Source organism: Mycobacterium lentiflavum (genome assembly GCF_022374895.2).
In the GTDB taxonomy this organism is placed as follows: Bacteria; Actinomycetota; Actinomycetes; order Mycobacteriales; family Mycobacteriaceae; genus Mycobacterium; species Mycobacterium lentiflavum.
Window position 1 is genome coordinate 3136486 of sequence record NZ_CP092423.2, and the last position, 13086, is coordinate 3149571.

At 65.2% G+C, this 13086-nt stretch carries 13 protein-coding genes; 8 read left to right on the forward strand and 5 right to left on the reverse strand.

The window, feature by feature from the left end:
- Window positions 1-34 precede the first annotated feature (34 nt).
- From MJO58_RS14715 to MJO58_RS14735, 5 genes are all read left to right on the forward strand, one after another.
- Window positions 35-847 carry an SDR family NAD(P)-dependent oxidoreductase gene (locus tag MJO58_RS14715; protein WP_090602710.1) on the forward strand — a complete coding sequence of 271 codons (813 nt, stop codon included), beginning with the start codon at window positions 35-37 and terminating at the stop codon, window positions 845-847.
- Window positions 848-1358: 511 nt separating this feature from the next.
- Window positions 1359-2912, forward strand: a complete 1554-nt coding sequence (locus MJO58_RS14720) for a GMC family oxidoreductase (RefSeq protein ID WP_239719854.1) — start codon at window positions 1359-1361, stop codon at window positions 2910-2912.
- A 78-nt stretch (window positions 2913-2990) separates the two neighbouring features.
- The gene (locus tag MJO58_RS14725; RefSeq protein WP_259608700.1) at window positions 2991-3269 is read left to right on the forward strand and encodes an alpha/beta hydrolase; all 279 of its coding nucleotides are present in this window, start codon (window positions 2991-2993) and stop codon (window positions 3267-3269) included.
- The gene (locus MJO58_RS14730) at window positions 3266-3781 is read left to right on the forward strand and encodes a ketoacyl reductase (RefSeq protein WP_259608701.1); all 516 of its coding nucleotides are present in this window, start codon (window positions 3266-3268) and stop codon (window positions 3779-3781) included. The genes MJO58_RS14725 and MJO58_RS14730 overlap by 4 nt, the downstream gene beginning before the upstream one ends.
- Before the next feature lie 28 nt (window positions 3782-3809).
- Window positions 3810-4601, forward strand: coding sequence for a DUF1906 domain-containing protein (locus MJO58_RS14735; RefSeq protein ID WP_239719855.1), 792 nt, complete (start codon window positions 3810-3812; stop codon window positions 4599-4601).
- A gap of 7 nt (window positions 4602-4608) precedes the next feature.
- Here the strand turns inward: MJO58_RS14735 and MJO58_RS14740 are convergent, their stop codons facing one another.
- Both MJO58_RS14740 and MJO58_RS14745 read right to left on the reverse strand, forming a co-directional pair.
- The gene (locus MJO58_RS14740) at window positions 4609-5484 is read right to left on the reverse strand and encodes an alpha/beta fold hydrolase (RefSeq protein ID WP_090602718.1); all 876 of its coding nucleotides are present in this window, start codon (window positions 5482-5484) and stop codon (window positions 4609-4611) included.
- 110 nt (window positions 5485-5594) lie between these two features.
- Entirely contained in the window at window positions 5595-5930 is a 336-nt protein-coding gene (locus MJO58_RS14745; RefSeq protein WP_090602721.1) for a winged helix-turn-helix transcriptional regulator, read from the reverse strand.
- 38 nt (window positions 5931-5968) lie between these two features.
- Between MJO58_RS14745 and MJO58_RS14750 the strand changes: the two genes are divergently transcribed.
- The gene (locus tag MJO58_RS14750) at window positions 5969-6529 is read left to right on the forward strand and encodes a carboxymuconolactone decarboxylase family protein (protein ID WP_090602724.1); all 561 of its coding nucleotides are present in this window, start codon (window positions 5969-5971) and stop codon (window positions 6527-6529) included.
- An 85-nt stretch (window positions 6530-6614) separates the two neighbouring features.
- Here the strand turns inward: MJO58_RS14750 and katG are convergent, their stop codons facing one another.
- From katG to MJO58_RS14765, 3 genes are all read right to left on the reverse strand, one after another.
- Entirely contained in the window at window positions 6615-8798 is a 2184-nt protein-coding gene (gene katG / locus MJO58_RS14755; RefSeq protein WP_420845350.1) for a catalase/peroxidase HPI, read from the reverse strand.
- Between the two features lie 38 nt (window positions 8799-8836).
- The gene (locus MJO58_RS14760) at window positions 8837-9277 is read right to left on the reverse strand and encodes a Fur family transcriptional regulator (RefSeq protein WP_090602730.1); all 441 of its coding nucleotides are present in this window, start codon (window positions 9275-9277) and stop codon (window positions 8837-8839) included.
- 72 nt (window positions 9278-9349) lie between these two features.
- Window positions 9350-10609, reverse strand: a complete 1260-nt coding sequence (locus MJO58_RS14765) for a L,D-transpeptidase (protein WP_239719856.1) — start codon at window positions 10607-10609, stop codon at window positions 9350-9352.
- Between the two features lie 133 nt (window positions 10610-10742).
- On the opposite strand from MJO58_RS14765, the gene MJO58_RS14770 reads away from it, so the two are divergent.
- Both MJO58_RS14770 and MJO58_RS14775 read left to right on the forward strand, forming a co-directional pair.
- Window positions 10743-11513 (forward strand): hypothetical protein, encoded by a 771-nt coding sequence (locus tag MJO58_RS14770; protein WP_239719857.1) that lies wholly within the window; start codon window positions 10743-10745, stop codon window positions 11511-11513.
- A 59-nt stretch (window positions 11514-11572) separates the two neighbouring features.
- Window positions 11573-13084, forward strand: coding sequence for an FAD-dependent oxidoreductase (locus MJO58_RS14775; protein ID WP_090602735.1), 1512 nt, complete (start codon window positions 11573-11575; stop codon window positions 13082-13084).
- Window positions 13085-13086 lie beyond the last annotated feature (2 nt).

Genomic DNA, 13086 nt, shown 5'->3' on the forward strand with positions numbered 1-13086 from the left:
TTAATCGCATTCACATCTTCGAAAGGACGCGGAAATGTCATCTCAATCAAGGACCGGCTGGGCGGTGATCACGGGTGCCAGCTCCGGTTTCGGCGCAGTCTTCGCCGACCTGTTGGCCAAGCGCGGCTTGTCATTGCTGCTGGCCGGACGTGACCAGGACCGGCTCAACGCCGTCGCGCAGCAGGCCCGTCAGGCGGCACCCGTCGAGGTCGAACTGGTCGTCGGCGACCTCAGCACCGAGGCCGGCGTCGATGCTCTCGCGGCCCGCCTGGCGGGGCGGACGATCGAGGTGCTGGTCAACAACGCCGGGTTCGGCACGTACGGGCGATTTGCAGAACTGGACGCCGACCGCGAGCACGAGCTGGTGGCGGTCAATGTCGACGCTCTGGTCCGTCTCACCCACGCGGTACTGCCCGGCATGCTCGCCCGAGGTCGGGGCGGCATCCTCAACGTCGCCTCCACCATCGCGTTTCAGCCCGGCACCTATCAGGCCACCTACGGCGCCTCGAAGGCGTTCGTGCTGTCACTCAGCCAGGCCCTGTGGGCCGAATGCCGCGGCTCGGGCGTCACGGTGACCGCGTTGTGCCCAGGACCCTCCCGGACGGGATTCGTCGATGCGCTGGGATCGGATGTCTCGCACACCGCGATATACCGGCACCTGGCCACGCCCGAACCGGTAGCGGCCGCCGGGCTGCGGGCGCTCGACCGAGGCCGCGCCATCGCGGTTCCCGGGTGGCGCAACCGGATCATGACTGCCGGCGGCCGCTTCTCACCCGGTTGGCTTTCGGCATTAATCAGCGCCCGCATGCTGCGGCCCGCGGCCGCGACGACACACGCGAGCCGGTGAGGTGAGCGGCACAGTCTTCACCTTCGAGATCAACCGAACCACCAGCGCACCGGCGGCCACCCTGTTTCGCCTGGAGACCGACGGTGCCCGCGGTTAGGCGAAACCGCTTATCGTCCAATCGAGTTGGGAGCGATCGCCGACGAACAAGGCCACCGGCACATTTCCTGCCGATCGGGCCACCATTGCGGGCACGCGGCTACCAGGTTGAGATGCTGCTGACGCCCGACCCCCGCGGGCGGCACCGACATCCGCTGGACGGGATCCATCACCGAACATGTGCGCCGAACGGCCCAAGTTATGCGGATTCTGTCGCGTGGCGTGGTCGGTTGCCTGGTATACCGAATCGTGAAAGCCGCTGAGCGCCAGTAATTCACGTCACAGCGAACACCTTTTCTGTCGTCGACTCCGAATTGCTGGCAGTCACACGAGAATTCGGGAAGGGTGAACCGTTCGCCTCACCCGCGCGTGGCTAGATATCAAGCGCTATACCTAGCTGGGTGGAGGAGTGATCGTGAATGTTGCCCTAGAGCCGCGGTACGACGTCGTCGTCTGCGGGGCCGGGTCGTCGGGTTCGGTAATCGCTGGACGGTTGGCGGAAAATCCCGATGTCACCGTCTTGCTCTTGGAGGCCGGCGGCAGCGATGAGGTGCCCAGCGTAACCGAGGCCAAACAGTGGCCACTGAACCTGGGCACCGACCGCGACTGGGGATTTGCTTCGGAGCCCGATCCGGGGCTGAACGGCCGCTCGATCCCGTTTTCGATGGGTAGGGTGCTCGGTGGCGGTTCCAGCATCAACGTGATGATCTGGGCGCGCGGACATCGCAGCGACTGGGACCTTTTCGCGGCCGAATCCGGTGAACCGGCCTGGGGTTACGAGCCGGTCCTGGACTTGTACCGGCAGGTCGAGGACTGGCACGGCATGGGTGAGCCGAACCATCGCGGCACGGGCGGGCCGGTCTTCGTGCAGCCGACGCCCGACGCGCATCCGGTCGCTACCACGGCGGTGAACGCCGCCAGGACACTGGGGATTCCGACCTATCAGAGCCCCAACGGCCGGCTGATGGAAGAGATGCGCGGTGCCGCCATCACCGACGTGCGATACCGCGGCGGGAAGCGAATATCCCTTTTCCGCACGTATACGGCGCCTCATCTGGACAAGCCGAACCTGACTGTGGCGCCGCATGCTCTGGTGACGCGGGTGACATTCCAGGGCGGTCGGGCCTCCGGCGTCGAAGCAATCCACGACGGCGCTGTCCACCACATCACCGCGAATGCCGAGGTGGTTTTGTCCCTCGGGGCGATTCACACCCCCAAGGTCCTGATGCGGTCCGGTGTAGGCGACACCGACGAACTGCGCCGCGCCGGAGTCAGCGTCCGTCAGCACCTTCCCGGGGTCGGACGCAACTTTCAAGACCACTACGGATTCAGCTGCATATGGGAGTTTCCCGAGGACATGCAAAGCAGCACCCAAGCGGGGGCGGCATTGTTCTGGGACTCCGGACTCGGCGACGCTGATGGACCGGATCTCTTCGCGTGCCTGGGGGCATTGCCGATGGCCACGCCAGAGAACATCGCGAAATACGTCATGCCACAAAACGGCTGGAGCCTATTCGGCTCACTCACGCATCCGAAAAGCCTTGGCCGGGTGCGCTTGTCGGGACCGGGTCCCACCGATCCGATTCGGATCGAAGCCAACGCGCTGTCCGATCCGCACGATGTCAAGACTGCAGTCGCCGGCATCGAAACCCTGCGCGAGATCGGCAATGCCGCCGAGCTTCGCCCGTTTGTCACGCGCGAGGTGATGCCCGGAGAACTCACCGGCGACGAGCTGGAAACGTACTTGCGCAACGCGGTGACCACTTATTGGCACGAATCGGGAACGGCGAAGATGGGCCGCGACTCGATGTCGGTGGTAGACGGCCGTCTCAACGTCTACGGCGTCGAGAATCTGCGCGTCGCCGACGCGTCGATCATGCCGCGCATAACCAGCGGCAACACGATGGCACCTTGCGTCGTGATTGGTGAGCGCGCCGCGCAGTTCATCAAGGCCGAACATCGGCTCTGACGTGCGGATCAGTCCGCGCCGCTGTCGGCTCCGAATGCACAGTACCAATCATCAACGCGTGGATAGGAATCCGATCTCATGTTGGAAGTAATAGACAAGGGTGAACCCAGCCAAGAACACCCGCACTCATTGCCCTTTGTGCACGGCGGCTTCCAGGGCGCATGGTGCTGGGATGTGCACTTTCTGGACTACTTCGCCGAGCGCGGGTTTCGTGTCGTTGCGCCCAGCTACCGCGGCCACGGTCGTAGCCCGGTGGACAGACCGATGCGTTTGTGTTCGATTTCGGACTTCGTCGCCGACATTTCTTCCGTCGCGAACAGGATTGCACCACAACCGATCCGATCGGACATTCGATGAGCGGATTCATTGTGCAGAAGTATCTCGAAAACAACGACGCACCGGCCGGGGTGCTGCTCGCATCCGCGCCGCCGCGCGGACATCTACGGTCCATGCTGCGCACAATGCGCCAACGGCCCTGGGGCTGCATGAAATTCGCCTTCAGCGGCCGGCCCAGCGACTTCTACGGGGGGACGGTGGCAGGGGCGCGCGAGCTGTTCTTCAGCGAACAGACACCCGAATCCCTCATCAGCGACGGCACCGAGCGGCTGCAGCCGGACAGCACTCGGGCGATCCTCGGCGACATGGTCGCGCTCAACCTGGTCAAGACCGCGCGGGTGACCACGCCGCTGCTGGTGCTCGGGGGCGAGCACGACGCGATTTATCCCCCGTCGGTCGTGCGCAAAACGGCAAAGGCCTACGGCACCCAGGCGACGATCATCGCGGGCATGGGACACAGTGGGTCAGTGGAACCCACGTGGGCGACCCTGGCCGATCACATCGCGTCATGGCTACAGGAGCGAGGACTGTAGGCGTCACCGATCTTGCTACGATCGCGCGGTGCCCGATTCGGCTGTGCCACGATCTGTTTCACGACGCGAAGCGTTCAAATACGCGTTGTCGCCGGCGCTGCTGAGCCTGGCCCCGCTGGCAACGCCGTTCGGCGTGCAGCGAGCATCGGCCGCCGACATCCAGCTGATTGACTTTGCGGAGAAGAGGATCACACCGGACGAGATCAAGGCGGCGGGGTACGCCGGGGTGATCAACTACGTCTCCGCCGAGCGGCCCGGTGCCCATTTCGAGGCCAAGCCGATCACCCGCGAGTACGCGGACTCGCTACGCGCGGCGGGCCTGCAGATCGTTAGCAACTTCCAGTACGGCAAGCCCGGATGGCCCGCCACCCCGTCGGATCTGACCCGCGGACACGACGGTGGTGTCGCGGACGCTCAAACGGCTCAGCAGCTGCATGCCGCGGCAGGCGGACCGAGCTCGGCGCCGATCTTTTTCAGCGTCGACGACGATATCGATCAGAACACTTGGAATAGCCTTGCCGTCGAATGGTTTCGGGGAATCAACTCGGTCCTCGGCGTGGGCCGCACCGGCATCTACGGCCACTACAACGCGTGTGGGTGGGCCATCAGGGACGGGGTGATCGGCAACTCGTCCAGCGCGGGGCATCGCTGGGCGTGGCAAACCCGGTCATGGTCGCACGGCCAGCGCGAGCCGATGGCGGTGCTCTACCAGGCGGTCGTCAACAGCCCATCGAATCCCGGGCCGCTGCTGGGCGGCATCAATGTGGATGTCGACGACGTCCTCGCGGCCGACTACGGACAGTGGGATCTCGGCCGCTGAGCCGCGCCTAAATGCCCAGCGGCACCGAACTGCCGGTCGCCTGGGGCGTCGTCGAGGCGATGAAGTTTTCCAGGATGTCCGCCACGGCCATCGGTGCCTCCACGTGAGGGAAGTGCCCGACGCCCTCGAGTACCTCGAGGCGGCTGCCCTCGAGCGCGTCGTGAGCGGCGTAGGCGTGCGCGACGGGAATGATCCGATCCTGATCGCCCCAGATCAGCACCGTGGGTAACCCGGCGGCGACGTGCAGCTTGTTGAGCGCGCTGACGGCCTGGCCGCGGTAGTCCACGACCGAGCGCAACGTGCGCAGGAACGCCTGGCGGGTCCGCGCGTCCGACAGCGAGCAGTACGCCTGCCACATCTCGGTGGCGCGCGGCGATTGAATTCCTGCCGAGGTCAGCCACGAACCCAGTTTGTTGCCGAGGTTCAACACCGGCCGCGGCGCGACGACGGGCAACAGCAACTCCGCGCCCGGCGCGGACAACATTCGCAGCACCGGGCTCAGCTCCGGACCGAGGCCGCCGCTGCCGATTAGGGCCAGGCGCTCGCAGTAGTCGCGGTGCTGATGAGTGAACTGCATCGCGATGCCGCCGCCGAGCGACTGCCCGACCACGGTCGCGCGAGACACGCCGAGCTCGTCGAGCAGATCACGCAGCGAGACCGCGAACGCACCCAGCGAGTAGTCACCGCGCGGCTTTGCCGACTCGCCGTGGCCGAGCAGGTCAGGTGCGATGACCCGGTATTTTTTGGCTAGCTGTGGGATGATCGAACGCCAGGTGGCCGAGCTGCCGGCCATCCCGTGGATCAGCAGCAGCGCATGGCCGTGGCCCGCTTCCCGGTAGGCGATCCGGTCGCCGTGGAGTTCGAGGTAGCTCAATTCGCTCATAATCAGACCCCTTGCCCCAGCCTTGGTGGTAGTTGGATACACCGGCGATTACCCAAGAATACGCAACTTACGCCTTCGTAGGTTACTGGCGGGTAATAGTGTGGCAGGCCTCACTCCGGGCGAATGTCGGTCCGCCGCGCCCAGTCGTCGGCCCAGGCTTGGAGCGGTTTCAATGCCGCCATGAGTGACAGCCCTTGCCGGGTGAGGTGGTAGCCGCCATCGGAGTGATCCAGGATGTGCAGCGCCCGCAGTTCCTTGAGCCGGGCATTCAGGGAGCCGGGATTCATCTCGGATGCCGCCTGCAGGCCACGAAACGTCAACGGGCCGGAACGCAATTCCCACAAGATGCGCAGCGCGCCCCGTCGGCCAAGGGCATCAAAGGCGACCATGATTGGCCGTCCGGTGGACGACCCTCGCACTGGCGACCCGAACTGCGGAGCGGACATGCTTCATATTTTGAAGCACTTGCGCGTAGAGTGCCAGCATGACTCGCTATAAAAATCGTAGCGCGCGCATTGCGCCCGCCTCGCCGCCGTTGCCAGCCGAGATCCAGCAGGCCATCGACGCCGTCATGCACGGCAGGCCTCCGCTGGTGCTCTTCACCACGTTGGCCCGCGACCGCCGACTATTCTTCAAATTCTTCAACTCCGGCTTGCTTGACCGCGGGCATTTGACGATTCGGCAGCGCGAGATCGTCATCGACAGGGTCACCGCGGCCTGCGGCGCCGAATACGAGTGGGGAGTGCACGTGACCACGTTCGCGGCCAAGGCGGGCCTGACCGAGGACCAGATCACATCGCTGACAATCGGGACACCGGAGGATGAGGGCTGGGACGATGGCGATCGCGTCCTGATCCGCTTCTGCGACAGCCTGCACCGCAACTGCACCGTCGACGACGATTTGTGGGCGGAGTTGAGCAGCTACCACAGCGACGAAGCCATCCTGGAGCTGCTGATGCTCGCCGGCGCCTACCGAACGGTCAGCTATCTCGTGAATGCCCTGCGTCTGCCGCTCGAGGACGGTGCCCGCGCCTTCCCGACGTAGCCGCGCATTTCGGGCTGCGTACGGACGACACCCCGCGAGCGCAGCGCCCACGGGGTGTCGTCCAGCACTGACGATCAGGCCGATATCACTTCAGGTCGTACCGATCGTTGTTCATGACCTTGACCCACGCGGCGACGAAGTCCTCGACGAACTTGCCCGCGTTGTCGTCCTGCGCGTAGACCTCGACCAGCGCGCGCAGCACCGAGTTCGACCCGAACACCAGGTCGTTCGCGGTTGCGGTCCACCTCAGCGCCCCCGAGGCCCGATCACGGCCCTCGTAGACGTTCTCCTGAGTTTCCGACGGCTTCCACTCCGTGCCCATGTCGAGCAGGTTGACGAAGAAGTCGTTGGTCAACGCGCCCGGCCTGTCGGTGAACACGCCGTGCTTGTTGCCGCCGTGGTTGGCGCCAAGAGCACGCAGGCCGCCGACGAGCACCGTCAACTCCGGACCGGTCACACCGAGCAGGTAGGCCCGCTCCACGAGCAGCTGCTCCAACGGGGCCTTTTCGCCCGGTCGGACGTAGTTGCGGAACCCGTCGGCCCGCGGTTCGAGTACCGCGAACGACTCCACATCGGTGTTCTCCTGCGAGGCATCGGTGCGGCCCGGCGCGAAATGCACCGAGATGTCGTAGCCGGCTTCCTTGGCCGCCTTCTCGACTGCCGCAGAACCGGCCAACACGATCAGGTCGGCCAGCGAGATCTTCTTGCCCCCCGAGGCCGAGGCGTTGAAGTCCTGCTGGATCTTCTCCAGCACAGGCAACACCTTGTCCAGCTCCGAGGGCTCATTGACCTCCCAATTCCTTTGCGGCTCAAGACGAATCCGCGCCCCGTTCGCCCCACCACGCTTGTCGGTGTTGCGGTAGCTGCCCGCCGCCGACCATGCGGTCTTGACCAGTTGGGGAACGGTCAGGCCGGACTCGAGCACGGTGCTCTTCAGAGCGGCGACGTCCTTGTCGTTGACCAGCTTGTGGTCGACCTCGGGAACCGGGTCCTGCCACAGCTGCGGCTCGGGGATCCAGGGGCCGAGATAGCGGGAGAGCGGCCCCATATCGCGGTGTAGCAGCTTGTACCACGCCTTGGCGAACGCGTCGGCCAGCTCGTCGGGGTGATTCAGCCAGCGCTCGGTGATCCTGCGGTAGATCGGGTCCTCGCGCAGCGAGACGTCGGTGACCAGCATCGTCGGAGCACGACCCGGACCGCCGAACGGATCGGGGATGGTGCCCGCCCCGGCGCCGTCCTTCGCGGTGAACTGCCAGGCTCCGCCCGGGCTCTTCACCAGCTCCCACTCGTATCCGTAGAGGGTCTCCAGGAAGGTGTTGTCCCATTTGGTCGGGGTGGGCGTCCAGACCACCTCGAGACCACTGGTGATGGCGTCCTTGCCAGACCCGCTGCCGTAGGTGCTCTTCCAGCCCAGCCCTTGTTGCTCGATCGGGGCGGCCTCCGGCTCGGGACCGACCAGATCGCCGCTGGCGGCACCGTGCGTCTTACCGAAGCTGTGGCCACCGACGATGAGTGCTGCGGTCTCTTCGTCGTTCATCGCCATCCGGCCGAACGTCTCACGGATGTCGATCGCCGCGGCGACGGGATCCGGTTTGCCTTCGGGGCCTTCGGGATTCACGTAGATGAGACCCATCGTGGTGGCACCGTAAGGTTGCGCGAGATCACGCGTGCCGGAGTAGCGCTTGTTGGTGCCCAGCCATTCGTTCTCTTCGCCGAAGAGGATCTCTTCGGGCTCCCACACGTCTTCGCGACCGAAGGCAAACCCAAAGGTCTTGAACCCCATCGACTCTAGAGCCACGTTGCCGGCGAAGACCAGCAGATCCGCCCAGGAAATCTTGTTGCCGTGCTTCTTCTTGACCGGCCACAGCAACCTGCGTGCCTTGTCCAGGCTCGCATTGTCCGGCCAGCTGTTCAGCGGAGCGAATCGCTGCATGCCCTGGCCCGCGCCGCCGCGGCCGTCGTAGATGCGGTAGGTACCGGCCGCGTGCCAGCTCATCCGGATGAAAAAGCCGCCGTAGTGGCCGTAGTCGGCGGGCCACCAGTCCTGCGAGGTCGTCATCACCGAGATCAAATCGGCTTTGAGCGCCTCGACGTCGAGCTTGGCGAACTCCTCGGCGTAGTCGAAGTCCTCACCGAGCGGGTTGGACTGCGCCACATGCGGGTGCAGCCTCGAGATGTCGACCTGGTTGGGCCACCAGTCCTGGTTGGTGCGGGGAGCCCCCTCTTTCGGGGTCGGCGCAGCGATTGTGGGATTTTCGCTTTCGGACACAACTTTCCTTTCGGTGTTAGGTGAATCGGGGCTGTGAATCAGGAATCTTCGGTCGAGCAGTCGGGGCATACCCCCCAGTAGATGACTTCGGCCTCGTCGAGCACGAAGCCATCGAGAACGTTGTCGTCGTCCGATGGGGTGAGGCAGGGCGCATCGCCGACCGCGCAGTCGACGTCGGCAATCACGCCGCAGGACCGACACACGACGTGATGATGGTTGTCGCCGACCCGGGATTCGTAGCGCGCGACCAATCCGGATGGCTGAATGCGACGGACCAGGCCCACCGCCGTCAGGGCATTGAGCACGTCGTACACGGCTTGGCGGGAGACGTCGGGGAGACCGACCCGCACCGAGCAGAAGATGGTCTCGGTGTCGGCATGGGGATGGGCGTGCACTGCCTCCAGGACGGCAATCCTGGGCCGGGTCACGCGCAGGTCGGCCATACGCAACCGCTCCGCGTAGTCCGACGTTGACGACACAACGCCAATATGACCCACTTATCTGGAATCAGTCAAGAGTTTCTGCAGGCAACACCGCGTAAAGATTTGGCGTCAGGAACCTGGCTTCACCGCGCTGCCGCCGCGCCACTGGTCCCAGCTGAGGGTCCAGTCACCGTTTTGGGCCAGCCGCAACGGTGGCCCGCCGCTGTTGCGGATCTCGACCACATCACCGGGCACGGAGAAGTCGTAGAACCATTTCGCGTTGTCGCCGTTGAGGTTCAGGCATCCGTGCGAGGTATCGGTGTGTCCCTGTGCCCACACCGTTGCGTCGAGCTGGTGCAGATAGATGCCGTCGATGCTGATTCGGGTGGCGTAGTTGATGGTCTCCCGGTAGCCGAGGCGGGAATTCTTAGGCAGCCCAAACGTCGAGGAGTCCATCACCACGGGGTTCCCTTTGTCGAGCACGGTGTAGACACCCGAGGGGGTCCACAGCGAAATCTTCTGCGCACCGACCGTCTCGATGCCGCCCATCCCCATCGAGGTGGGCATGGTGCGAACCAGAGCACCGTTGCTGAAGACGCTCACCATCTTGGTGGCATCGTCGGCGATCGAGACGTGTGCGTCACCGATCCGGAACGACACTCGGCTATCTTCCTGCCCGAATAGGCCGTCGCCCAAGGCAATCCCGTAGATCTTCGCTTCGGCGGTGACGGTGGTGCCGGGCGCGTAGTAGTGCTCCGGCCGCCAGTGGGCGTGCTGCGCATCCACCCAGAACCATGAGCCCTGCACCGCCGGGTTCGTGGTCACCGTCAACCGACGCTCGGCAGCGGCGCGGTCCGCGATCTTTTCATCGAAGTGGGCCACGATCACGGTGCCGACGCCGTAGGTGCCGCCGTCTCGCAGCGCGGTCTCCGAAGTGGCGGTGAACGACACCTTCGTCTGATTTGATGGCTGTAGCGTGGAGAACGACGAAACATGGTTTGCCACAACGCCGCTCGGGCCCCGGCTGCTGACGTTCAGCGTATAGGTGCGCCCGTAGCCCAGGGGAGTCGTGGGCTTCCAGACAGTGTTGTCCGGCGTCATCACTCCCTCGATGGACTTGCCGGCCTCATTGACCATGCGGACCTCGGCGAGCGTCCCGTTCTTGGCCTTCACCTGCACCAGCGAAACAGGGTCGACGTCTCGTGCGTTGACACCGGGAGTAATCGAAATCTCCGGAGCCTCAGTCGCTTTCGCAGAGCAATCCGAGCAGCGCGGGGATATGGCGATCTGAATCGTGGCGCAAAGTCCAAGGATGACGAATACGCACAGCAAGATCCGGTGCGCCGGTCGAAACCGCCGCAGGAATTCAGCACCGTTGCTGGGGTTCATCGGAATGCGCATCCTTGGGGTTTCTCATCAGCCGGCTCGAGGTTGAACCCGCGCGGAGACAACATCGCGTAAAAAGTAACCGCACGGGCGCCGGCTGAAACGTCCTCGCCGGTTGCGAGAGGATCATGGCGTCATGGCCGACGACGAACTCGACACGCTGTATTCGGGGCAGCCCAGTGCCTTCACGGCCCAGCGCGCCGAATTGTCCGCGGCCGCTCGGCGCCGGGGCGACGAGGCCGCCGCCAAACGGATCTCGGCCAGCCGCAAACCGACCACCGCGGCCTGGGTGGTCAATCGGCTTGCGATCGGGGACAAGGACGTCACGCGGCGACTTGCCGACCTGGGCGACCGGTTGCGCGCCGCGCATGCAGCGATGGATGGCCACCGCATCCGCGAGCTGACCGGCGAGCAGCATCGACTGATCCAAGACCTGGTTCGTAAGGCCTTCGACACGGCCGGCATCAGCCCGTCGGCCGCGGTGCGTGAGGACGTCACGAGCACGCTGCAGGCCGCGATCGCCGATCCCGAGGTCATGGCGCGGCTGGGGCGACTGGACCGCCCCGAGCAATGGTCGGGCTTCGGCGCTTACGGCGATGCCGCTGAACCGGGGCCCGCCAAACCGCGCGAGAAGGGCCGCGAGAAGGGTCTTGAGCGCCGGTTGGCGAAACTCACCGCGGCGGTTGCGGCCGCCGAGCAAGACAAGGCCGACGCCGACGACAAGCTGGCGCAATCGAAATCCGCGAGGGAGACGGCCCGCGAGCGTCGTGACGAGGCGCTTGTCGACCTCCGCAAGGCGGAACGCGAGCTCGACCGCGCCGAAAAGAACTATGGCAAGGCACAACAAGCCAGCCACGATGCCGCCGAACTGCTCCGCGAAGCCAAAGCGCTCCTGCAGCAACGCTAGCCACGGATTCCGAGCAGCGGCCGCGTTTCCGGGTGGCAACGCCGGGTATCAGGCCAGCCATGACTTCTCTTTGGCTCGCCGATCGAACCCAACCGCCGTGGACTGCGAGCCACCTCGACGATGGGTCCCACTCCGCCGAGATCATCGTGGTGGGCGCCGGCATCACGGGCCTGATGACGGCTGTCTTGCTGGCCCGCGCCGGCAAGGAGGTGATGGTGGTGGAGGCGCGCAGCGTAGGCGCCTGCGCCACCGGCAACACCACCGCCAAGATCAGCCTGCTGCAGGGCACCCATTTGTCGAAGGCGTTGCCGCGGCACGGCAAGGAGCTGGCCCGCGCCTACGTGGACGGCAACCGGGAGGGCCAGGGCTGGATAGTCGAACACTGCCGATCGCGCGGCATCGCCGTGCAACACGAGGACGCCTACACCTACGCCCAGTCCGCCAAGGGGGTGCCGTCGGCGCGGTTGGAACTGAAGGCGTGCCAGGCCGTTGGCCTGCCCGTCGAGTGGGCCGACGACGCCGACGTGCCGTTTCCGTACCACGGCGGGGTTCGGCTGCCCAACCAAGCGCAGTTCGACCCGATGGAGTTCCTGGACTCGTTGGCCGCCGAGCTGCTCGACCGCGGCGGACGACTGGTAGAGCGCACCAGGGTTCGGCGGGTGTCCAGTCGCGGCAGCAAGGTGCAGGTGCAGGTGAACGACGCCGCGCAGCGTGACATCGAACTCGAGGCCGGCACACTGATCCTTGCCACCGGGATCCCGATCCTCGATCGCGGCGGATATTTCGCGCGAGTGAAGCCCAGCCGCTCGTACTGCCTAGCGTTCAAGGTGCCGGGCGACATCACCCGCCCGATGATGATCTCCACCGACTCACCGACGCGTTCGGTGCGCTACGCTCCGGTCTCGGACGGGGAGCTGTTGATCGTGGGCGGTGCCGGACACACCGTAGGCCGTAAGAAGAGTCCGGCCAAGGCCCTGGACGAACTCTCGTCGTGGACACGCAACCACTTTCCGGGCGCGGAGCAGACTCATTTTTGGTCGGCACAGGACTACACGCCGATCGACCATCTGCCATACGTAGGTCCGATCCTGCCGAATAGCGAAACCATCTATATTGCAACGGGTTTCAACAAGTGGGGCATGACAAACGGCGCCGCTGCGGCGCTGGCGCTGACGGGCCGCATCCTGGGTGGCCGGATGGACTGGTCACGCGCGTTCGCCAGCTGGAGCCCGCACGAGCTGACCGGACTGCTGACCGCGATGCAGGCCAACCTCGAGGTCGGATTCGACATGGCGAAAGGCTGGATCACTCCGGTCGCCCGCATCGGCCGGCGCAGCCCCGGGCCCGACGAGGGCGGCGTCGTAAGCGGACTCCCATGGCAGTTGGAAGCCAGGAGTCGCGTCGACGGTACCGAACACCGCGTTTCGCCGGTCTGCCCGCACCTTGGCGGGATAGTGAATTGGAACGACGCCGACCAGGCCTGGGAATGCCCATTGCACGGGTCGCGATTCGCGCCGGACGGCACGCTACTGGAAGGGCCGGCCACCCGCGACTTGACCGCGTCCCACTGACA

Excerpts from the sequence above, each read along its gene's own strand:
- MJO58_RS14725 (WP_259608700.1), top strand. The coding sequence starts at position 2,991 with ATGTTGGAAGTAATAGACAAGGGTGAACCCAGCCAAGAACACCCGCAC.
- MJO58_RS14730 (WP_259608701.1), top strand. The coding sequence starts at position 3,266 with ATGAGCGGATTCATTGTGCAGAAGTATCTCGAAAACAACGACGCACCG.
- MJO58_RS14775 (WP_090602735.1), top strand. The coding sequence starts at position 11,573 with ATGACTTCTCTTTGGCTCGCCGATCGAACCCAACCGCCGTGGACTGCG.
- MJO58_RS14770 (WP_239719857.1), top strand. The coding sequence starts at position 10,743 with ATGGCCGACGACGAACTCGACACGCTGTATTCGGGGCAGCCCAGTGCC.
- MJO58_RS14740 (WP_090602718.1), bottom strand. The coding sequence starts at position 5,484 with ATGAGCGAATTGAGCTACCTCGAACTCCACGGCGACCGGATCGCCTAC.
- MJO58_RS14750 (WP_090602724.1), top strand. The coding sequence starts at position 5,969 with ATGACTCGCTATAAAAATCGTAGCGCGCGCATTGCGCCCGCCTCGCCG.
- MJO58_RS14765 (WP_239719856.1), bottom strand. The coding sequence starts at position 10,609 with ATGAACCCCAGCAACGGTGCTGAATTCCTGCGGCGGTTTCGACCGGCG.
- MJO58_RS14715 (WP_090602710.1), top strand. The coding sequence starts at position 35 with ATGTCATCTCAATCAAGGACCGGCTGGGCGGTGATCACGGGTGCCAGC.
- MJO58_RS14745 (WP_090602721.1), bottom strand. The coding sequence starts at position 5,930 with ATGTCCGCTCCGCAGTTCGGGTCGCCAGTGCGAGGGTCGTCCACCGGA.